The sequence below is a fragment of the Leptothrix toolikensis (SeqCode) genome, assembly GCF_057922285.1.
In genome coordinates this window covers 33,895-54,319 of sequence record NZ_JBYSVC010000002.1, presented here as the reverse complement: position 1 = coordinate 54,319, position 20,425 = coordinate 33,895, and the positions used below count along the sequence as shown (strand labels likewise).

General features: G+C 58.6%; 17 protein-coding genes. 15 read left to right on the top strand and 2 right to left on the bottom strand.

The annotated features are described in order from the left end of the window. Positions 1 to 2 precede the first annotated feature (2 nt). The 6 genes from AC3VI7_RS00670 to aroB all read left to right on the top strand — a co-directional run bounded on the left by AC3VI7_RS00670 (position 3) and on the right by aroB (position 7,391). Positions 3 to 740: a type IV pilus inner membrane component PilO gene (locus AC3VI7_RS00670; RefSeq protein WP_489668167.1), complete on the top strand. Its 738-nt coding sequence runs from the start codon at positions 3 to 5 to the stop codon at positions 738 to 740. 26 nt (positions 741 to 766) lie between these two features. Next, a complete protein-coding gene (locus AC3VI7_RS00665; protein ID WP_489668166.1) occupies positions 767 to 1,315 on the top strand; it encodes a pilus assembly protein PilP in 549 nt (182 codons plus the stop codon). Then, positions 1,312 to 3,618, top strand: a complete 2,307-nt coding sequence (locus AC3VI7_RS00660) for a type IV pilus secretin PilQ (protein ID WP_489668165.1) — start codon at positions 1,312 to 1,314, stop codon at positions 3,616 to 3,618. The genes AC3VI7_RS00665 and AC3VI7_RS00660 overlap by 4 nt, the downstream gene beginning before the upstream one ends. Before the next feature lie 241 nt (positions 3,619 to 3,859). Next, entirely contained in the window at positions 3,860 to 5,626 is a 1,767-nt protein-coding gene (locus AC3VI7_RS00655) for an Ig-like domain-containing protein (RefSeq protein WP_489668164.1), read from the top strand. Between the two features lie 34 nt (positions 5,627 to 5,660). Continuing rightward, positions 5,661 to 6,218: a shikimate kinase gene (locus AC3VI7_RS00650; protein ID WP_489668163.1), complete on the top strand. Its 558-nt coding sequence runs from the start codon at positions 5,661 to 5,663 to the stop codon at positions 6,216 to 6,218. Between the two features lie 69 nt (positions 6,219 to 6,287). Continuing rightward, positions 6,288 to 7,391, top strand: coding sequence for a 3-dehydroquinate synthase (gene aroB / locus AC3VI7_RS00645; RefSeq protein WP_489668212.1), 1,104 nt, complete (start codon positions 6,288 to 6,290; stop codon positions 7,389 to 7,391). A 3-nt stretch (positions 7,392 to 7,394) separates the two neighbouring features. Here the strand turns inward: aroB and cysK are convergent, their stop codons facing one another. Beyond that, on the bottom strand, positions 7,395 to 8,327 hold the full coding sequence (cysK, locus tag AC3VI7_RS00640) for a cysteine synthase A (RefSeq protein ID WP_489668162.1): 933 nt from the start codon (positions 8,325 to 8,327) through the stop codon (positions 7,395 to 7,397). 124 nt (positions 8,328 to 8,451) lie between these two features. Between cysK and AC3VI7_RS00635 the strand changes: the two genes are divergently transcribed. The 9 genes from AC3VI7_RS00635 to AC3VI7_RS00595 all read left to right on the top strand — a co-directional run bounded on the left by AC3VI7_RS00635 (position 8,452) and on the right by AC3VI7_RS00595 (position 19,563). Next, positions 8,452 to 9,189, top strand: a complete 738-nt coding sequence (locus AC3VI7_RS00635; protein ID WP_489668161.1) for a transposase — start codon at positions 8,452 to 8,454, stop codon at positions 9,187 to 9,189. A gap of 91 nt (positions 9,190 to 9,280) precedes the next feature. After that, complete coding sequence (locus tag AC3VI7_RS00630) at positions 9,281 to 14,074, top strand: glutamate synthase-related protein (protein ID WP_489668160.1); 4,794 nt, start codon at positions 9,281 to 9,283, stop codon at positions 14,072 to 14,074. A 40-nt stretch (positions 14,075 to 14,114) separates the two neighbouring features. Then, the gene (locus AC3VI7_RS00625; RefSeq protein ID WP_489668159.1) at positions 14,115 to 15,581 is read left to right on the top strand and encodes a glutamate synthase subunit beta; all 1,467 of its coding nucleotides are present in this window, start codon (positions 14,115 to 14,117) and stop codon (positions 15,579 to 15,581) included. A 145-nt stretch (positions 15,582 to 15,726) separates the two neighbouring features. Next, positions 15,727 to 16,581: an ABC transporter ATP-binding protein gene (locus tag AC3VI7_RS00620; RefSeq protein ID WP_369417735.1), complete on the top strand. Its 855-nt coding sequence runs from the start codon at positions 15,727 to 15,729 to the stop codon at positions 16,579 to 16,581. Further along, complete coding sequence (mlaE, locus tag AC3VI7_RS00615) at positions 16,578 to 17,363, top strand: lipid asymmetry maintenance ABC transporter permease subunit MlaE (RefSeq protein WP_489668158.1); 786 nt, start codon at positions 16,578 to 16,580, stop codon at positions 17,361 to 17,363. The genes AC3VI7_RS00620 and mlaE overlap by 4 nt, the downstream gene beginning before the upstream one ends. Before the next feature lie 13 nt (positions 17,364 to 17,376). Beyond that, positions 17,377 to 17,853 (top strand): outer membrane lipid asymmetry maintenance protein MlaD, encoded by a 477-nt coding sequence (gene mlaD / locus AC3VI7_RS00610; RefSeq protein ID WP_489668157.1) that lies wholly within the window; start codon positions 17,377 to 17,379, stop codon positions 17,851 to 17,853. Further along, a complete protein-coding gene (locus AC3VI7_RS00605; RefSeq protein WP_489668156.1) occupies positions 17,850 to 18,560 on the top strand; it encodes an MlaA family lipoprotein in 711 nt (236 codons plus the stop codon). The genes mlaD and AC3VI7_RS00605 overlap by 4 nt, the downstream gene beginning before the upstream one ends. An 87-nt stretch (positions 18,561 to 18,647) precedes the next feature. Then, complete coding sequence (locus tag AC3VI7_RS00600) at positions 18,648 to 19,259, top strand: MlaC/ttg2D family ABC transporter substrate-binding protein (RefSeq protein WP_489668155.1); 612 nt, start codon at positions 18,648 to 18,650, stop codon at positions 19,257 to 19,259. A gap of 7 nt (positions 19,260 to 19,266) precedes the next feature. Continuing rightward, positions 19,267 to 19,563, top strand: coding sequence for an STAS domain-containing protein (locus AC3VI7_RS00595; RefSeq protein ID WP_489668154.1), 297 nt, complete (start codon positions 19,267 to 19,269; stop codon positions 19,561 to 19,563). Here the strand turns inward: AC3VI7_RS00595 and AC3VI7_RS00590 are convergent. Further along, positions 19,542 to 20,399, bottom strand: a complete 858-nt coding sequence (locus AC3VI7_RS00590; protein ID WP_489668153.1) for an SIS domain-containing protein — start codon at positions 20,397 to 20,399, stop codon at positions 19,542 to 19,544. The two genes, AC3VI7_RS00595 and AC3VI7_RS00590, sit on opposite strands and share 22 nt — an antisense overlap. Between the last annotated feature and the right edge of the window lie 26 nt (positions 20,400 to 20,425).

Genomic DNA, 20,425 nt, shown 5'->3' with positions numbered 1-20,425 from the left:
CCATGGCAACACGCATTGATCTGGAAGGTGCCTTCGAGCGAGCGAAGGCCCAATTTACCAATCTCAACCCCAACGAGCCTGGTCAGTGGCCGATGCTGCCCAAGATCGCCGCTTGGGCTGCGGCCTCGGTGGCTGTGGTCTTTGTGGCTTGGTTCGTCGTTGTGTCGGGAGCCATGAGCGATTTGGATGCTGAGAGCGCCCGTGAACCAGATCTCAAAGATACGTACAACAAAAAACTGGCTGAGGCCATCAACCTTGACGCCTTGCGCAAGCAAAAACTAGAGGTTCAAGAGTACGTGACGCAGCTTGAGCGGCAACTGCCAGCCAAAGCAGAAATGGATGCCTTGCTTTCCGACATCAACCAAGCCGGATTAGGGCGGGGTTTGCAGTTTGAATTGTTCCGGCCTGGGCAAACGTTGATGCGTGAGTACTACGCTGAGTTACCCATTTCCCTGCGTGTGAGTGGGCGTTTTCATGACTTTGGTGCCTTTGTTGCAGATATCGCCAACCTGTCCCGTATCGTGACCTTGCACAACATGGTGATCACTACCCAAGTTGCTTCAGGGGGTGTGGGGGGGGGAGCAGCCGCAGCGCCAACCGGGCAGTTGACCATGGAGGCTACGGCGCGAACTTATCGCTATCTAGATCCTTCCGAGGTGGGCGTGGGTCGTAAATCAGCAGCGGCTGCCAGTGCCAACCAAGGAGCCAATGCAGCCAAGCCTGCGGGAGCCACCAAATGATGCGTCAAGCAAGCCGAAGCCGGTCGATGCTCGCAGCATGGATGCGCGTTGCTAGCGGTGCTCTGCTGTTGGCCTTGTTGGCCGCCTGTGGTGACCCCACCGCCGAGTTACACGACTGGATGGACACCCAGCGCAAGAATGTCAAACCCAAGGTTTCGCCGCTTGAAAAGCCTCGCAAATTCGATCCGGTACCGTATGCACAGTCGAGTGCTGTGGAGCCTTTCAGTACGCAGAAATTGGCTTTTGCCATTCGCCAAGAGAGCCGGCAGCCCAATTCACTGCTGGCTTCCGAGATGAGTCGTCGTAAGGAACCCCTTGAGTCCTATCCTTTGGATGGGCTGCATATGGTGGGTAGCATCATGCGCAATGGGCAATACTTTGCCATGCTCAAGGCCGATAACTTGCTGTACCAAGTCAAAGTGGGTGATTACGCTGGGCAGAATTTTGGCCGGATCACCCGAATCAGCGAGACGGACATTGCGCTGCGCGAAGTCGTCCAAGATGCGGCCGGCGAGTGGATTGAGCGCACCAGCACGTTACAGCTGCAAGAACAGACCCAGGAGAAGAGTCGATGAAACTCACCGAGAACTGTGCCGAAAATTTCTTCGGTGTGATCCGTCGCGCACGGCACTGGTTGGCCGCAGCGTTGCTGGTCGCCCCCATGCTTGTTGCTCACGCCGAGGTATCGATTCAATCGATCAGTACGTCCGTGCAAGGTGGCAAGGAGGTGGTTCGCATTGAATTAAGCGATCCGCTTGAAATTCAAGTGCCCTTGAGCGGATTTACCACCAAAACTCCGGCACGTGTAGCCGTGGATTTGCCGGGCGTGACCAATGCGACAGGCCGCACCAGTCATGAGCTGAACCAAGGCAATCTACGCTCGGTTGTGATTGCTCAATCGCAAGACCGTTCGCGTTTGGTGCTCAATCTCAAGCAATCGGTGGGCTATCGCGCTGAAGTGCAAGGTAAGGTCGTCTTGGTGACCTTGGATGCGCAGTCCGGCTCCGCTGCGACACCTGTCGCTGCCGCTTCCGCCGGGCAGGCGCCGCCACCCCCGACACCCGTTCAAACCGCGCAGTTGGCAGTGCCTCCAGCTGGGGTGACCTCAGATTCAGAGCCGATTCACTTTGCTGACAGCATCAATCGGCAGTCTTTACCGTTGCGTGATATCGATTTTCGACGTGGGCGTGATGGTGCCGGTCGGGTCGTGGTTGAGTTGCCCAACACCCAAGTGGGGGTGGATATTCGCCAACAAGGCCAGAGCTTGGTGGTGGAGTTCTTGCGCAGTAAGTTGCCAGATAACCTGCGCCGTAAGCTTGATGTGACTGACTTTGGCACCCCGGTGCAAAGCGTGTCGTCGAGCCAAGTGGGCGAGCGTGTGCGTGTGGTGGTCGAGCCGCGCGGTGCGTGGGAACACAGCGCCTACCAGACCGACACCCAGTTTGTTTTGGAAGTTCGTCCGCTCAAGGTGGATGCCCAGAAGCTCACCCCGGGTGCTGGGTTCAATGGCGAGAAGTTGTCGTTGAACTTCCAGAGCATCGAGGTGCGCTCGCTGTTGCAGGTCATTGCTGACTTCACCAACTTCAACGTGGTGACCAGCGATACCGTGACAGGCAGTGTGACCTTGCGCCTCAAGGACGTACCGTGGGATCAGGCGTTGGAAATCATCCTGCAAGCCAAGGGCTTGGGGGTGCGCAAGAGCGGCAACGTGCTGCTGGTCGCACCCAAGGATGAGCTGGCCGCCAAGGAAAAGCTGGAGCTGGAATCCAAGGCTCAGGTGGCTGCGCTGGAGCCGCTACGCACTCAGGCCTTTCAGCTCAATTACACCAAGTCAGAGGATGTTGCCAAGGGGCTGATCGGGCAACAGATGGGTTCTTCGGGCGGTGGTGGCGGTTCAGGCGCTGGCGCGGGTAGCTCTAATGCGATGCGCATTTTGTCGCCGCGCGGCAGTGTGATTTCAGAGCACCGGACCAACCAGCTCTTCGTGACCGATATTTCAAGCAAACTCGAAGAAATTACCCAGCTCATCTCCAAAATTGACGTGCCGGTGCGGCAAGTCATGATTGAGGCGCGCATCGTCGAGGCGGATGACAGCTTCGGTCGCTCCTTGGGGGTTCGTTTGGGAACCTCAGATGCACGCGGTATCAGTGGCGGGGTGCCGGGTTGGCAGTTGCTGGGTAATGCCCAGGTGGCTGTGGGCGGCAATTACGCATCAGTAGGGGCCACGACCTTGCAGCCCAACAGTTCCGCGACTTTTGCCGACACGCAGTTTGTGAATTTGCCGGCCAATGTGGCCAATGCCAACTTTGGCGGTTCAGCAGCGGGCACCTTTGCTTTGTCGCTCTTCAGTGCCACGGCCAACCGTTTCTTGAATCTTGAGCTGTCGGCCTTAGAAGCCGAAAGCAAGGGCAAGGTGGTTTCCAGCCCCCGCGTGATCACCGCTGATCAGGTCAAGGCGTTGATTGAGCAAGGCACCGAGCTGCCCTATCAGGCCGCCACGTCCAGCGGTGCCACTTCGGTGCAGTTCCGCAAAGCCAATCTCAAGCTAGAAGTCACCCCGCAGATCACGCCCGAAGGCAACATCATTTTGGATGTGGATGTGAACAAGGACAGCGTGGGCCAACAAACCTCAGCCGGTTTTGCCATCAACACCAAGCACGTCAAGACGCAGGTGTTGGTTGAAAACGGCGGTACGGTGGTGATCGGCGGTATTTTCGAAGTGACCGAGCGCGATCAAATCAGCAAGGTGCCCTTCTTGGGCGACATTCCTTACTTGGGTGAGTTGTTCAAGAGCCGGTTGCGCGTGAGCAACAAGACCGAGTTGCTGATTTTCCTCACGCCCAAAGTCATCACCGACCGCAATGCGGCGGCGCATTGACGCTGTCGTTTGAACTGAATGGAGAGGGTGGATTATGCGTATCCCAAAAATTTCAGCTTGGTTGACGCTTTGTGTGGCATCCCTTGGTCTCGTGGCGTGCGGTGGTGGCACAACGGGCAGTGGCAATAGTCTCTACAACACCGGAGGTTCGACAAACACAGGCGGTACAACGACGACGCCCACTACAACAGGTGGAACGGGTTCGGTGACGACCTCCAATGTCGGATCGGTTGTTTTGGCGATGGGTAGCAATACCATCAGCGCCTCGACGCCAGGTACCGTCACGGCTCAGGTGAAGGATGCGAGTGGTAATCCGATCGTGAATACGATCGTCACGTTCGCTATCTCGAATCTGTCGGCAACGGTTTCACCGCTAACTGTCAAGACGGATGCCAATGGGAATGCCTCGGCTTCGGTTCAGCCTGTGGCTGGGGCGCTTGGGGCTGCTTATGTGACTGCTTTGGCTGATGTGCCGGGTAGCACGACGGTGCTTAGTGCGCGGACAGCCTTCACTGTATCGTCAGTGACGACTAGCTTGGGGGCCATGAGTGCTAGCCCGGTCACTGTCTCTGCTTATGGTTCATCGGTTCTCAGTGTCAACGTGGTGGGCGCCTCGTCCGGTTCACCTGTAACGGTTGCTTTTTCTTCCACATGTGCCAGCGGTGGTAAAGCAATTTTGTCCCCAGCAACGGTGACTGTGACGGGTACAACCGCTTCGATCACGTATCAAGATAAAGCGTGCGCCTCGACGGATCGAGTGAATGCCAGCATCGTTGGTACTAGCCAAACAGCTTTGGTTGATCTGACTGTTCAGGCACCTGTGGCACAGGTATTGGAATTCGTTTCTACTTCGTCTCCAACTATTTGTTTATCTGGGAGCGGTTGCCCGGAATCATCGGTGGTTTCATTCCGACTGAGGGATATCTTCGGTGCTCCTATCAGTGGTGCTGATGTTGCCTTTGCTCTTGATATTGCTAATGTGGCCTCTTTGTCTTTCACTTCCACAAAAACAGATGCTAGTGGCTTGGCAACGGTATCGGTCAAGGCTAAAAATATACCCACACCTATTCGGGTTCGTGCAACTTCGGCAGGCGGGTTGAGCACGGTTTCTAACGCTTTGGCAATCAATGCCGGATTACCTACTCAGCGAGGTATGAGCTTCTCAGCGACGCCATACAACGTTGATGGTCTTCTGAAAGATGGTACAGAGTCGCTGCTGCGGTTGCAGCTTAATGACCGTTTTGGTAATCCAGTGCCAGATGGCACCGCCATCAGCTTGGTGACTGAAGGTGCTAGTGTGATACCTGCCAGTTGCCAAACACTTTCTGGGGTTTGCTCGGTAAAATTTATCAGCAGTAATTATCGTCCACTCAATGGGCGAATCACGGTGACTGCTTTTGCCATGGGTGAAGAATCATTTGATGATTTGAATGGCGATAATGTGTACACACTTGGCGAGAACTTCTTTGATCTTGGTGAAATCTTTGTAGATAAAAATGAAGATAAAACCATGAATCCGGGTGAGTATGTAATTGGTGCGGCACCAGATGCCGTTTGGAATAGCAATACGTATGTCCGAACTTCGCGCGTTTTCATTCTGTCAGACTCTGACGGACCACCACGACTTTTCCAGGCCGATGCGGCGGGTAATTGCACCAATGCGCCTTTTGTACCCTTGGTTTTTACCATGGGTGGGGTGGGTGCAGCGCGGCAATGTCGTGTTCAGCAGCAGTTATGCATACGTGACTCGAATGTTGCCGCAGATGCTCTCGGTGGCAATCCCATCCCGGCTGGCGCGGTACTGACCCTGACCACCAAGGCGAATGGTGCTGCCGCTGTGATCGACCAGTCACCGATCCCAGAAACAATCTCCCCAACACGGCACATTGTGACTGCGGATCTGAGTGATTGCGCCAAAGATTTGCTTGCGCCTGGCCCCTTGGATTTGATGATTGCCATGCCTAAGGGCGGAGCAGTGCATCGATTTACGATTGGTATTATTCAGTAATGAAGCCAGTCAATTCTCCGAAGTGAAGCCATCTGTGTTATCTCGCTCAATCAGTCTCGTCGCTTTACCCGGTGCGGGTAAATCGACGGCTGGGCGGCAGTTGGCGGCGTCGTTGGGGTATGGATTTACGGATGCAGATGCGGAGATTGAGCGCCGCATTGGCATGAGTATTCGGGCGTACTTTGATCTTGAGGGTGAAGCGGCCTTTCGGGAAATCGAGCAGCAAGTGATTGCCGATCTGGTACGGCGTCCCTTGCAGGTTTTGGCGACAGGGGGCGGGGCGGTGCTGCGAGAGGTTAACCGCCGTGAACTCAAGCAGCACACCACCGTGGTGTATCTGCGGGCCTCCCCCGAAGAGTTGTTTCGGCGCTTGCGGCACGACACCAGTCGGCCTTTACTGCAAGTGCCGGATCCGTTGCGCAAGCTCCAAGAGCTGTTTCGCCAGCGCGACCCGCTCTACCGCGAGGTAGCGCACTACATCATTGAAACCGGCCGCCCTTCTGTGGCGACCTTGGTCAACATGATCAGCATGCAACTTGAACTAGCGGGCTTGGTCGATCCGCACCGCGTGGGGCGTCAACGCAGCGCGTGACAGGCTCGTTGGTTCACCAACCCAGCCGCTAAACTTGGCGGCATGCATACCTCGACTCTGGCCGGTGCGATGACCGGCAACTCGCCCAGCGGCAAACACATCGTTCACCTTGATCTGGGTGAGCGCAGCTATGACATCCACATCGGTACCGGCTTGCTTGACGCGGCGGACAGTTGGGATGGCCTGCCGCGCAGCGCCACCGCGCTCATCGTGACCAACACCACCGTGGCACCGCTCTACGCCCAGCGCGTGGCGCGCCAGTTGGCCCCGCGTTACGGCCGGGTGCTCGTGATCGAGTTGCCGGATGGTGAGGTTTACAAAGAGGCCGCCACACTCAATCTGATCTACGACCGACTGCTGGCCGAAGCCTGTGATCGTAAGACGGTGCTCTTTGCCTTGGGTGGTGGGGTGATCGGTGACATGACTGGTTTTGCCGCGTCGTGCTACATGCGTGGTGTGCCTTTTGTGCAGGTTGCCACCACGCTGCTGGCTCAAGTGGACTCATCGGTGGGTGGTAAAACTGCCATCAACCATCCGCTGGGCAAGAACATGATCGGCGCGTTCTATCAGCCGCAGCGCGTCATCTGTGATCTGGATACTTTGGATACTTTGGCACCGCGTGAATACGCGGCCGGTTTGGCCGAAATCATCAAGTACGGGCCGATCTTTGATGCCGCGTTCATGGCGTGGATGGAAGCGCATCAGACCGAGTTGATGGCACGCGACAAAACCGCGTTGGCCTACGCGGTGCGGCGGTCGTGTGAGATCAAGGCGGCGGTGGTGGGGGCGGACGAGCGCGAAGGCGGGCTGCGGGCGATCCTCAACTTTGGTCACACCTTTGGTCACGCCATCGAAGCGGGTATGGGCTACGGAGCATGGTTGCACGGTGAGGCTGTCGGTGTTGGCATGGTGATGGCCGCTGATCTGTCGGCTCGTTTGGGCCTGATCGAGCCGACCTTTGTCGGTCGCCTGCGTACCTTGGTGGAAGGGGTGGGGTTGCCGGTGGTGGGCCCAGCGCTTGGGTCTGCGCGCTATCTTGAGCTGATGCGTGTGGACAAGAAGGCTGAAGCTGGAGAGATCCGCTTTGTGCTGATCGACAAGCTGGGCCAAGCCAAAGTGGCCGCCGCCCCGGATGAGCTCGTGGCCAAGGTCATCCAGGCGCATAGTGCTTAGTTTTTAGGTGCCGTTGGCGGATGGCAAAAAGCCTTCGACCGTCAGGTAGCGCTCGCCGGTGTCGTAGTTGAAGCCTAGGATGCGCGATCCGGGCTCAAAGCTCGATAACTTCTGGGCAATGGCGGCCAATGTTGCGCCGCTGGAGATGCCGACCAGCATGCCTTCTTGGCTGGCGCAGCGCCGTGCCATATCCCGTGCGGCATCGGCATCGACGCGGATCACCTCGTCAAGCAAACGGGTGTTTAGGTTCTTGGGAATGAAGCCGGCACCGATGCCTTGGATGGGGTGAGGGGCGGGTTTGCCGCCACTGATCACTGGCGAAGCGGTGGGTTCGACCGCGTAGACCCGCATCTTGGGCCAGCGCGCTTTAAGGGCTTCAGCGCAGCCAGTCAGATGTCCGCCGGTGCCCACGCCGGCCACCAAGATGTCTAGACCTTCGGGGAAATCAGCCAAGATTTCTTGGGCGGTCGTGTCGCGGTGACAGGCCACATTGGCCGGGTTTTCAAATTGACGTGGCATCCACGCACCCGGGGTGGCGGCCAGCAGCTCTTCCGCTCGCTCAATGGCTCCGCGCATGCCTTTCTCCCTTGGCGTCAGGATGAAGCGCGCACCATACGCCACGATCAGACGCCGGCGCTCAATGCTCATGCTGTCGGGCATCACCAAGATCAATGGGTAGCCTTTGACGGCGGCCACCATCGCTAAACCGATGCCGGTGTTGCCGGAGGTGGGTTCGACAATGGTGTTGCCTTGTCGCAAGAGGCCGCGTGCTTCGGCATCTTCAATCATGGCGACCGCGATGCGATCTTTGATCGACCCGCCGGGGTTGCTGCGTTCCGACTTGATCCAGACCTCATGGGTGGTGGCACCAAACAATCGGTTGATGCGTATATGCGGTGTGTTGCCGATAGTTGCAAGAACGTTAGGGGCTTTCATAACTCATCCTTTCGATACATCCCACGGATAACTTCGGGCCACTTGGTGGGCTCCGTTCCTTGCGTCACAATGCCACACTTTTGAACGCTTGGTGGCGTCTTCACGCTACCTTCATTTTTGACCCATGGCCCGTTTGCCTCGTCTGTCGATCCCTGATTGGCCCCACCATGTGGTTCAGTGCGGACATGATCGGCAAGCTGTTTTTCATGACGATGAAGATCGCAAAGCCTATCTTGTCGCCTTGAAAGAGGGTGCCGCCACCTTGAAAATGGCGGTGCATGCCTATGCGTTGCTTGACCGAGAAGTGCATCTGCTCATCACACCACCGACGGCTGAAGCGCTGGGGCAGTTGATGCAGGTGATTGGTCGGCGTTACGTGACGGCTTTCAACCGTCGCTATGGCCGCACAGGGACTTTGTGGGAAGGACGCTATCGGACCACGATCATGGATCGCGGAGCCGATACGCTCACCGCCATGCGCTACATCGAGCAAGCGCCCGTGCGAGCAGGGTTGAGTTTGGGTGCCGCAGATTGGGCGTGGTCGAGTGCTGCGCACCATCTTGGACGCAGCCGTGATCCCCTGTTGCTGGATGCATCCGCCTTCTGGCTCCTCGGTAACACCCCCTTTGAGCGCCAAACGGTCTGGTTACGCGCCTTGGAAGAGCTTTTGCCTGCCACGGTGGTGGATCGTCTGACGCACAGTGTGATGCGCGGTTGGCCCCAAGGGTCGGGTGCATTTCTTGCTTCATTGGCGCAATACACCCAGCGGCCGCTGTCACCACGTCCCCAAGGGCGTCCACGCCGAACAGATCGAACGGATGTTCTGACCCTGTTTTCTTCTGAAACTAAATATCAAAAATAAAATCAGTGTCTGTCCCTATTTAATTGTGCTTGATCCCTTTGCTGCATCGCAGTAACCTTCGACCCATTTCCATTTGTTTCCTAGGAGCGCCATGAATCAGGCCGCCTCGGGGTTTTCTGCCCCGCAAGACTTCTCGCCCGCGACGTCTCTCGAAATCGAAGCCCTTGCACAAGGCGGGTTGTACGACCCCGCGAATGAACACGACGCTTGTGGCGTCGGCTTCGTGGCGCACATCAAGGGCCAGAAAGCGCATGCCATCGTCGAGCAGGGTCTGAAGATCCTCGAAAACCTCGATCATCGCGGCGCGGTGGGTGCGGACGCCTTGATGGGCGACGGTGCCGGCATCCTGATTCAAATTCCGGATGAGTTTTTCCGGGCCGAAATGGCCGCCCAAGGCGTGGTGTTGCCGCCCCTGGGTGAATACGGCGTGGGCATGATCTTTTTGCCCAAGGAACATGCCTCACGTCTGGCTTGCGTCCAAGAGATGGAACGCGCCATCAAGGCCGAAGGCCAAGTGCTGCTGGGTTGGCGCGATGTGCCGGTGGACGCTGACATGCCGATGTCGCCCACGGTACGCAAGACTGAGCCGATCATTCGCCAAGTTTTCGTCGGTCGTGGCGCTGACGTGATCGTGCCCGATGCGCTGGAGCGCAAGCTGTATGTGATCCGCAAGACCGCGTCTGCTGCGATCCAAGCCTTGAAGCTGACGCACAGCCGCGAGTACTACGTGCCCAGCATGAGCTGCCGCACCATCATCTATAAGGGCCTGCTGCTGGCGGACCAAGTCGGCAAGTACTACAAAGACTTGCAAGACCCGCGCACCGTCTCGGCCTTGGCCTTGGTGCATCAACGCTTCTCGACCAACACCTTCCCCGAGTGGCCGCTGGCGCACCCGTACCGGATGGTGGCGCACAACGGTGAAATCAACACCGTCAAGGGCAACTTCAACTGGATGCGTGCCCGCGAAGGCGTGATGAAGTCGCCGGTGCTGGGCGACGATTTGAAGAAGCTCTATCCGATCAGCTTTGAAGGCCAGTCGGACACCGCGACCTTCGACAACGCGCTTGAGCTGCTGACCATGTCGGGCTACTCGCTGGCGCACGCCGCGATGATGATGATCCCGGAAGCTTGGGAGCAGCACACCACCATGGACGAGCGTCGGCGTGCGTTCTACGAGTACCACGCGGCCATGATCGAACCTTGGGACGGCCCAGCCGCGATGGTTTTCACCGACGGCAAGCAAATCGGTGCCACGCTCGACCGCAACGGCTTGCGTCCGGCACGCTACATCGTCACCGACGACGACTTGGTGGTGATGGCTTCGGAAGCCGGTGTGCTGCCGATTGCTGAAAACAAGATCGTGCGCAAGTGGCGTTTGCAGCCGGGCAAGATGTTCCTGATCGACTTTGAACAAGGTCGGATCGTGGACGACGAAGAGCTGAAGAATCAGTTCGCCTCGGCCAAGCCTTACCGCCAGTGGATCGAGAACGTTCGCATCAAGCTTGACGCGATCCCGGCCGAAGTCACGCCCACCGTCTACAGCGAAAGCTTGTTGGATCGCCAACAAGCTTTTGGCTACACCCAGGAAGACATCAAGTTCTTGATGGCGCCGATGGCGGCCAACGGTGAAGAAGCCATTGGTTCGATGGGCAATGATTCGCCGCTGGCGGTGCTGTCCGACAAGAACAAGCCGCTGTACAACTACTTCAAGCAGTTGTTTGCGCAGGTGACGAACCCGCCGATCGACCCGATCCGCGAAGCCATCGTGATGTCGCTCAACAGCTTCATCGGCCCCAAGCCAAACTTGCTGGACATCAACGCGGTGAACCCGCCGATGCGTCTTGAAGTGGCTCAGCCGGTGCTGGACTTTGACGACATGGCGCGTCTGCGCGGCATCGAAAAGCACACGGGCGGCAAGTTCAAGGCCCATGAGCTCGACATCACCTACCCGCTGGTTTGGGGCCCGGAAGGTGTGGAAGCCAAGCTGGCTTCGCTGTGCGCGCAGAGCGTGGACGCCATCAAGAGCGGCCACAACATCTTGATCATCAGCGACCGTGCCATGGACCGCGCCAACGTGGCCATCCCGGCGCTGCTGGCGCTGTCGGCCATTCACCACCATTTGGTGCGTGAAGGCTTGCGGACCACGGCTGGCTTGGTGGTTGAGACCGGCTCAGCGCGCGAAGTGCATCACTTTGGCGTGCTGGCCGGTTACGGCGCTGAAGCGGTACACCCGTACTTGGCGCTGGAAACCTTGGCCGATATGGCCAAGGAACTGCCCGGTGCGTTGTCGGCTGACAAGGCGATCTACAACTACGTCAAGGCGGTCGGCAAGGGTCTGTCGAAGATCATGTCGAAGATGGGCGTCTCGACCTACATGTCCTACTGCGGTGCGCAGTTGTTCGAAGCCATTGGCTTGAACAAGGACTTGGTGGCCAAGTATTTCCGAGGCACGCCGACCCAAGTCGAAGGCATCGGCGTCTTCCAAGTGGCTGAAGAGTCGATCCGCAACCACCGCGCCGCTTTTGGCACCGATCCGGTGCTCGACACGATGCTGGACGCAGGCGGTGAATACGCTTGGCGTACCCGTGGTGAAGAGCACATGTGGACGCCGGACGCGATTGCCAAGTTGCAGCACAGCACGCGCTCGGGCAAGTTCGAGACCTACAAGGAATACGCCCAGATCGTCAACGATCAAAGTCAGCGTCATGTGACTTTGCGCGGCTTGTTCGAGTTCAAGGTGGACCCGAGCAAGGCCATCCCCTTGGAGCAAGTCGAATCGGCCGCCGAGATCGTCAAGCGCTTTGCCACCGGGGCCATGTCGCTGGGTTCGATCAGCACGGAAGCGCACTCGACCTTGGCTTTGGCGATGAACCGCATTGGCGGCAAGTCGAACACGGGTGAGGGCGGTGAAGATCCGGCGCGTTATCGCAACGAGCTGAAGGGCATCCCCATCACTGCGGGCACCAAAGTGTCGGATGTGGTGGGCACCGATGTGATCGAGACCGATTACACGATGAATGCGGGTGACTCGCTGCGCTCCAAGATCAAACAAGTCGCCTCAGGCCGCTTCGGCGTCACGACCGGCTACTTGGTCTCGGCCGATCAGATCCAGATCAAGATGGCTCAAGGGGCCAAGCCAGGCGAAGGCGGACAACTCCCGGGTGGCAAGGTCTCAGAGTACATCGGCAAGCTGCGGCACTCGGTGCCGGGCGTGGGCCTGATTTCTCCGCCGCCGCACCATGACATCTACTCGATCGAGGACTTGGCACAGCTGATCCACGATTTGAAGAATGTCAACCCTGCGGCCAGCATCAGCGTCAAGTTGGTGTCGGAAGTGGGTGTGGGCACCATCGCTGCGGGCGTGACCAAGTGCAAGGCCGATCACATCGTGATCGCTGGGCATGACGGCGGTACCGGCGCGTCGCCGTGGTCGTCGATCAAGCATTGCGGCACACCGTGGGAACTGGGTCTGGCTGAAACCCAGCAGACCTTGGTCCTGAACCGCTTGCGCGGCCGGGTGCGTGTGCAGGCCGATGGTCAGATGAAGACCGGCCGTGACGTGGTCATCGGTGGCTTGTTGGGTGCCGACGAGTTCGGTTTTGCCACCGCCCCGTTGGTGGTGGAAGGCTGCATCATGATGCGCAAGTGCCACCTCAACACCTGCCCGGTGGGCGTGGCCACGCAAGATCCGGTGCTGCGCCAAAAGTTCACCGGCAAGCCTGAGCATGTCGTCAACTACTTCTTCTTCGTCGCCGAAGAAGCGCGCCAGATCATGGCGCAGCTGGGTATTGCCAAGTTTGACGACCTGATTGGCCGCGCTGACTTGCTCGATACCAAGAAGGCCCTCAGCCACTGGAAGGCCAAGGGGCTGGACTTCAGCAAGGTGTTCCATCAGCCGGTGGTGCCGGCTGACGTGCCGCGTATGCATGTGTCCACCCAAGACCATGGTCTGGGCAAGGCGCTGGACATCAAGCTCATCGAGAAGGCCAAAGCGGCCATCGAGAAGGGCGAGAAGGTCCAGTTCATGGAGAACGCCCGCAACGTCAACCGCTCGGTTGGTGCCATGCTGTCGGGCGAGCTGATCAAGCACCACCCAGAGGGTCTGCCGGACGACACCGTCTTTGTGCAGATGGAAGGCACTGGCGGTCAGAGCTTTGGCGCTTTCTTGGCCAAGGGCATCACCTTCTACCTGATCGGTGAAGCCAACGACTACACCGGCAAGGGCTTGTCGGGTGGCCGCATCGTGGTGCGTCCGTCGATCGACTTCCGGGGCGACGCGATCCGCAACATCATCGTCGGCAACACCGTGTTGATCGGGGCGACCAGCGGTGAAGCCTTCTTCCGTGGCGTGGCGGGCGAGCGTTTCGCAGTGCGTCTGTCGGGTGCCACAGCGGTGGTGGAAGGCACGGGCGACCACGGTTGTGAATACATGACCGGCGGCACCGCCGTGGTGTTGGGTAAGACGGGGCGCAACTTTGCCGCCGGTATGTCGGGCGGTATCGCCTACGTCTATGACGAAGATGCTTCCTTCGCCAGCCGCTGCAATACGGCGCAGGTTGCGTTGGAGAAGGTTTTGAGCGCGGCCGAGCAAGAAAAGAGCTTGGATCGCGCCATCTGGCACCGCATCGGTGCTGAGGCCCAGACCGACGAAGTCCTGCTCAAGAAGCTGTTGCAGGATCACCACCGCTGGACCGGCTCTTTGCGCGCTCGCGACATCCTCGACAACTGGAGCGAAGCCCGCACCAAGTTCGTCAAGGTCTTCCCGAACGAGTACAAGCGTGCGCTCGGTGAAATGGGTGCCGCCAAAGCAGCCAACGCCACCATCGCCAAGGCCAAAGGCGAGACCAAGGGTGACGGCAAGGCGGTTGCCGCCGCTGCCAAGTAATCGGCCCCGTCCTCAAAAAGCTCAGTAAGGAATCGACACCATGGGTAAGGTCACAGGTTTTCTGGAATACGAGCGCCTCGAAGAGGGCTACGAGCCGGTCGAAAAGCGCCTGAAGAACTACAAAGAATTCGTCATCGGTCTCAAGGCCGATGACGCGAAGATTCAGGGCGCGCGCTGCATGGACTGCGGCACGCCGTTTTGCAACAGCGGCTGCCCGGTCAATAACATCATTCCGGACTTCAACGATCTGGTGTATCGGGGTGATTGGCAAAACGCCATCACGGTGCTGCACAGCACCAACAACTTCCCCGAGTTCACCGGCCGCATCTGTCCGGCACCGTGCGAAGCGGCGTGCGTGATCAACGTCAACGGCGACGCCGTGGGCATCAAGTCGATCGAGCACGCGATCATCGACCGTGCGTGGGAAGAGGGTTGGGTCAAGCCCCAGCCCGCAGCTGTGAAGACCGGCAAGAAGGTGGCGATTGTCGGCGGTGGCCCCGCTGGTTTGGCGGCTGCGCAGCAATTGGCCCGTGCGGGTCATGCGGTGACGCTGTTCGAGAAGAACGACCGTGTGGGCGGCTTGCTGCGTTACGGCATCCCCGACTTCAAGATGGATAAGTTGCACATCGACCGTCGCGTCAAGCAGATGGAGCTTGAGGGTGTGGTCTTCCGCACCAACGTCTTGGTGGGTGAGTTGCCCAAGGGCTCCAAGGTGACCAACTGGGCCAAAGAAACCCTCAGCGCCGAACAGCTCAAGGCCGATTTTGACGCCGTGCTGCTGACGGGCGGCTCCGAGCAAAGCCGTGATTTGCCCGTGCCGGGCCGGGATCTGGCCGGGATCCATTTCGCGATGGAACTGCTGCCGCAGCAAAACAAGGTCAACCACGGTGGCAAGGTCAAGGACGCGATCCGCGCCGATGGCAAGCATGTCATCGTCATTGGCGGTGGTGACACGGGCTCCGACTGTGTCGGCACCAGCAACCGTCACGGCGCGGTGAGCGTCACGCAGTTTGAAGTGATGCCGCAGCCGCCAGTCGAAGAGAACCGCCCGATGACGTGGCCATACTGGCCGCTCAAGCTGCGCACCTCGTCGAGTCACGATGAAGGTTGCGTGCGCGAGTTCGCCATCTCGACCAAGGAATTCATCGGTGAGCACGGCAAGGTCACTGGCCTGAAGACGGTCCACATCGAGTTTAAGGACGGTAAGCTGGTTGAGATCGCCGGCACCGAGAAGACCTACCAAGCCGATTTGGTGCTGCTGGCCATGGGCTTTGTGAACCCGGTGGCGACCGTGCTCGAAGCCTTTGGTGTCGAGAAGGATGCTCGCGGCAACGCCAAGGCTGGTGTGGACGCCGCCATCGGCTACCGCACCAACGTGGCCAAGATCTTTGCTGCGGGTGACATGCGCCGGGGTCAATCCTTGGTGGTGTGGGCCATCCGCGAAGGTCGCCAAGCGGCCCGGGCGGTGGATGAGTTCCTGATGGGCTCCAGCACGCTGCCGCGCTGAGTTTGCTGCGCTTCTTTTTGCGCTTTCGCACCACCTGATCGAGGTGGGTTCCTGAAACAAAGGAGCCCACCTCTTTTTCTTGGCTTCAGGTCATCCCCTATGATTCAGGCTTCTTCGCCCATCCGGGGCGTTTTCCTGGGGTTCCATGACGATTGATGCCAAAGCTGGTTGGTCGCAAGAGACTGACGTGCTGCCGCTGGTGGAGCTGTCTTCGGTCAGTTGTGGCTACGAGGACCGGATCATCCTGAGCGATGTCAACATCGTGGTGCCACGCGGCTCGGTGGTGGCTTTGATGGGCACTTCTGGCGGTGGCAAAACCACCGTGTTGCGCTTGATCGGCCGTCAGCTCAGTCCGCTGTCTGGCAAGGTGTTGTTTGATGGCCAAGATCTTGAGCCCTTGAGCCGCGCGCAGATGTTTGCGGCGCGCCGGCGCATGGGCATGCTCTTTCAGTTTGGTGCCTTGTTCACGGATCTTTCGGTCTTTGACAACGTGGCTTTTCCGCTGCGTGAGCACACCGATTTGTCTGAAGAGCTGATCCGTGATTTGGTGCTGATGAAACTCAATGCGGTGGGCTTGCGCGGTGCGCGCGACTTGATGCCCAGCCAAATTTCAGGCGGCATGGCCCGCCGGGTGGCCTTGGCCCGTGCCATTGCGCTGGACCCCGATCTGATCATGTACGACGAGCCTTTTGCCGGGCTGGATCCGATCTCGATGGGTATTTCGGCCCGACTCATCCGTGAACTCAATGATGCCTTGGGGGTGACCTCGATCGTTGTTTCTCACGATGTCGAGGAAACCTTCTCCATCGCCGATCACGTCATCTTCATCGCCAATGGGCGCATTGCAGCTCAAGGTACGCCGGACGAATTGCGCCACAGCGAGGATCCCTTGGTGCGCCAGTTTGTGACGGCTTCGCCTGATGGCCCGGTGTGCTTCCATTACCCCGCACGCTCGATTGCGGAAGATTTGAACTGCGCCCAAGGCGGGAGGTCGGCATGAGTTGGCGTTGGCCGTCGTTGTGGGTGGGTCGTGGGGTTCGGCGCTGGCTGGGCAACATCGGCTATGGCACTCGCTTGTTCTTTCGCTTGCTGGCCTTGTGTCCGCAGGCCTTGAAGCGCCCCGGTTTGGTGGCGGATCAGGTTCATTTCCTCGGCAACCACTCCTTGGCCATCATCGTGGTCTCGGGCTTGTTTGTCGGTTTTGTGCTGGGGTTGCAGGGCTACTACACCTTGCAGCGCTATGGCTCGGCCGAGGCTTTGGGGCTCTTGGTGGCCTTGTCACTGGTGCGCGAGTTGGGCCCGGTGGTGGCGACGTTGCTGTTTGCCGGTCGGGCGGGGACTTCGCTCACGGCTGAGATTGGGCTGATGAAAGCGGGCGAGCAGTTGGCCGCAATGGAAATGATGGCCATTGATCCGGTGCAGCGGGTGTTGGCGCCGCGCTTTCTGGGGGGGCTGATCGCCTTGCCGGTCTTGGCCACGATCTTCAGTGCGGTGGGGATCCTCGGCGGCTGGGTGGTTGGCGTGGTCCTGATTGGTGTCGATGAGGGCGCTTTCTGGTCGCAGATGGAAGGCGGGGTTGATGTGTTGCGCGATGTCGGCTACGGCGTCATCAAGAGTGTCATCTTTGCCATCACCGTGACCTACATTGCTTTGCTCCAAGGCTATGAGAGCCAACCCACCCCTGAGGGGGTAGCACGTGCTACGACCCGCACGGTGGTGATGTCGGCGTTGGTCGTTTTGGGGATGGACTTCATCCTCACGGCCTTGATGTTCTCGATTTGAAAGGGAAAACAACATGCACAAATCTCGGCATGATCTGTGGGTCGGTGTCTTTGTTTTGCTGGGTGCGCTGGCGCTGCTGTTTCTGGCTTTGAAGGCGGGCAATCTGTTGGCCATTTCCTTCGAAGACACCTATACGGTGCAGGCACGTTTTGACAACATCGGTGGTCTTAAGCCACGCGCTGCGGTCAAGAGCGCTGGGGTGGTGATTGGACGGGTGAACTCGATTCGCTTCGACGATAAAACCTTCCAAGCCACGGTCGAGCTGGCGTTGCAAAAGCGCTTCGCCTTTCCCAAGGACAGTTCGGCCAAGATTCTGACGGCCGGCTTGTTGGGTGAGCAGTACATCGGGCTGGAGCCAGGGGCTGAAGAAAAGACGCTCGCAGCGGGGGATGTGATTGCCCAGACCCAATCGGCGGTGGTGCTCGAAGCGCTACTTAGCCAGTTCCTCTACAACAAGGCCGCCGATAGCGGTGGTGGGACGCACAAATGACCTTTCGGCGTGGCTCGGCGGTGTTGGCGCTCGTCTTGCTGATGCAAGGCTGTGCCAGTACGAAAGCCGGCCCCGATCCTTTTGAATCTTGGAATCGATCGGTTTTCGGCTTCAACGACAAGCTTGACGAAGCTGTGCTGGCTCCGGTAGCGCAGGGCTATCGCAAGTGGTTGCCGCAGCCGGTGCGCACGGGCATCGGCAATTTCACCGCCAACACCCAAGACGCTTGGTCCGCCGCCAATCAGTTTTTGCAAGGGCGTCCGGCCGATGGCATGGCTGACGTGATGCGCTTTCTTACCAATTCAACGTTCGGTTTGTTGGGTCTTCTCGATGTGGCTACCGAGCTGGGTTTGGAGCGCCACGGCGAAGATTTGGGTCAAACCTTGGGTGTCTGGGGGGTTAAGCCCGGCCCTTACATCGTTTGGCCCTTGTTTGGCCCGTCAACGATGCGCGATTCGAGTGTCGCGCTCGTCGATCAATATGGCTCGGTCGATAGCCTGATCACCCCGGTGTATGACAGGTATGTGTTGACAGCTGCCCGGCTGGTCCATTCACGGGCGAATTTGTTGGGCGCATCCGGCATGTTGGATTCGATCAGCTTGGATAAGTATTTGTTCATTCGCGACAGCTTTTTGCAGCGTCGGCGCAGTCAGATTTACAACGGCAATCCACCTGAAGAAGACAGCGAAGAAGGTGTGGAGCCTTAAAAGACCCTGAGGTATCACGTGCTCGGTCCTCCAAAAGGTTCACTGGGCCGTTCTCGTACTAGCCAAGGAAAAAAGATGATCAAGACCATGCGTTCTCTGTTGTGTGCCACGGCCTTGGGGCTGGTGGTGTTTGCTGCTCAAGCTCAGGTGGCGGCCGATGACTTCGTGCGCCAAATTTCGGCCGATGTGGTCGATACGGTCAAGGCGGATAAAGCCATTCAAGCGGGTGACTTGCGCAAGGTGATTGCGCTGGTCGATACCAAGATTTTTCCGCATGTCAATTTCCAGCGTATGACGGCTTCTGCCGTCGGTCGTCACTGGCGTCACGCCACGCCTGAACAGCAAAAACGCTTGCAAGACGAGTTCAAGTTGCTCCTGATCCGGACCTACGCCGGTGCGCTGTCGCAGATCAAGGATCAGAACCTCGCATTCAAGCCCTTGCGTGCCAAGCCGGAAGATACCGAGGTGATCGTGCGTTCGGAGTTGAAAGGCCGGGGGGATCCCTTGCAGATTGACTACCGTGTCGAGAAGTCGGGCGACACATGGAAGATCTACGACCTCAATGTCTTGGGTGTCTGGCTGGTCGAAACCTATCGCTCCAGCTTTGCGCAAGAAATATCGGCCGGGGGGATCGACGGCTTGATTCAGAAGCTGGCCGATAAGAACAAGGCGGCATCAGCGGCAGCCAACAAGGGTTGAACGCGCCATGACGATCACCTGCCCAGCCAACCTCACCTTGACCAACGCGCAAGCGGTTTTACGGGGCTTGCGAGCAGCTTTTGCGCTGGTGCCGGCCAACGAGCCGGTGTGGCTGCTGGATCTCAGCCCCTTGGAGCACTTTGATTCCAGCGCTTTAGCGGTGCTGGTGGATTGCCGCCGTCAAGCGCAGCATGCATCCAAACGGCTGGTGATCGAAGGGGTGCCGTTGTCCTTGGTCGAGTTGGCAAAGGTCTACGGCGTGACCGAGCTGATTGACGTCAATCAAGCCTCGGGTGCGGCGTAGCGTTTGCTGCGAAGGTTTTTTTTGATCTCTTGCAGCATCGGCCGCAGGCTCGGCCCAAGGCGCAAAGCCACGCCGGTGGTGAGGATGTCCACCACGGTGAGATGCAGCAGGCGCGAGACCATCGGGCTGTAGCGATCAAAATCTTCGGGGTGATCGACGGCAAGCAAGATGCTGGCTTCACGCGCCAGTGGCGAGCCACTGGCCGTGATGATGATGAGCGTGGCTCCGCGCTTACGGGCCACTTCGGCCACGTCCAGCACGTCCCGGCTGCGTCCCGAGTTGGAAATGATCACCGCGCAATCACCGGGCTCCAGCATCGTGGCGGCCATCAACTGCACATGGCTGTCGCTGTAAGCGATGGCGTTGACGCCCAACCGGAAGAACTTGTGCTGGGCGTCCTGCACCACAAAACCTGAATTGCCGACGCCGTAAAACTCGATGCGTTTCTTCTCTTTGCCCGCATGCGTTAACGCCTCAATAGCGCGCTCGAAGGCATGGCAAGAGGCATCGTTACGGTATTTCAGCAGCGCTGAGACAGCGTTGTCGATCACCTTGATGATCAGCTCAGCGGGCTTGTCGTCTTCATCCACTGCGCGATGGACGAAGGGCACGCCTTCGTTGACGGTACCGGCCAGTTTGAGTTTGAAGTCCGCCAGACCGTCATAGCCTACGCTGCGGCAAAAACGCACCACCGTGGGTTTGCTGACGTGCGAACGCACCGCCAGCTCCACCACGGGCAAGCTGGAAAAGCTGCGTGGATCGGCCAAGACCAGCTTGGCCACCCGCTGCTCAGCGGGTGAAAGGGCGGGCAGGCAGGCGCGAATACGATCTAGCATGGGAAGTCTTTGAGGAGGCGCGAACG

Bases quoted from the DNA above. Each gene is read 5' to 3' on its own strand.
- AC3VI7_RS00670 (WP_489668167.1), top strand. From the start codon at position 3: ATGGCAACACGCATTGATCTGGAAGGTGCCTTCGAGCGAGCGAAGGCC.
- AC3VI7_RS00665 (WP_489668166.1), top strand. From the start codon at position 767: ATGCTCGCAGCATGGATGCGCGTTGCTAGCGGTGCTCTGCTGTTGGCC.
- AC3VI7_RS00660 (WP_489668165.1), top strand. From the start codon at position 1,312: ATGAAACTCACCGAGAACTGTGCCGAAAATTTCTTCGGTGTGATCCGT.
- AC3VI7_RS00655 (WP_489668164.1), top strand. From the start codon at position 3,860: ATGGGTAGCAATACCATCAGCGCCTCGACGCCAGGTACCGTCACGGCT.
- aroB (WP_489668212.1), top strand. From the start codon at position 6,288: ATGACCGGCAACTCGCCCAGCGGCAAACACATCGTTCACCTTGATCTG.
- cysK (WP_489668162.1), bottom strand. From the start codon at position 8,327: ATGAAAGCCCCTAACGTTCTTGCAACTATCGGCAACACACCGCATATA.
- AC3VI7_RS00635 (WP_489668161.1), top strand. From the start codon at position 8,452: ATGGCCCGTTTGCCTCGTCTGTCGATCCCTGATTGGCCCCACCATGTG.
- AC3VI7_RS00630 (WP_489668160.1), top strand. From the start codon at position 9,281: ATGAATCAGGCCGCCTCGGGGTTTTCTGCCCCGCAAGACTTCTCGCCC.
- AC3VI7_RS00625 (WP_489668159.1), top strand. From the start codon at position 14,115: ATGGGTAAGGTCACAGGTTTTCTGGAATACGAGCGCCTCGAAGAGGGC.
- AC3VI7_RS00620 (WP_369417735.1), top strand. From the start codon at position 15,727: ATGACGATTGATGCCAAAGCTGGTTGGTCGCAAGAGACTGACGTGCTG.
- mlaE (WP_489668158.1), top strand. From the start codon at position 16,578: ATGAGTTGGCGTTGGCCGTCGTTGTGGGTGGGTCGTGGGGTTCGGCGC.
- mlaD (WP_489668157.1), top strand. From the start codon at position 17,377: ATGCACAAATCTCGGCATGATCTGTGGGTCGGTGTCTTTGTTTTGCTG.
- AC3VI7_RS00605 (WP_489668156.1), top strand. From the start codon at position 17,850: ATGACCTTTCGGCGTGGCTCGGCGGTGTTGGCGCTCGTCTTGCTGATG.
- AC3VI7_RS00600 (WP_489668155.1), top strand. From the start codon at position 18,648: ATGCGTTCTCTGTTGTGTGCCACGGCCTTGGGGCTGGTGGTGTTTGCT.
- AC3VI7_RS00595 (WP_489668154.1), top strand. From the start codon at position 19,267: ATGACGATCACCTGCCCAGCCAACCTCACCTTGACCAACGCGCAAGCG.
- AC3VI7_RS00590 (WP_489668153.1), bottom strand. From the start codon at position 20,399: ATGCTAGATCGTATTCGCGCCTGCCTGCCCGCCCTTTCACCCGCTGAG.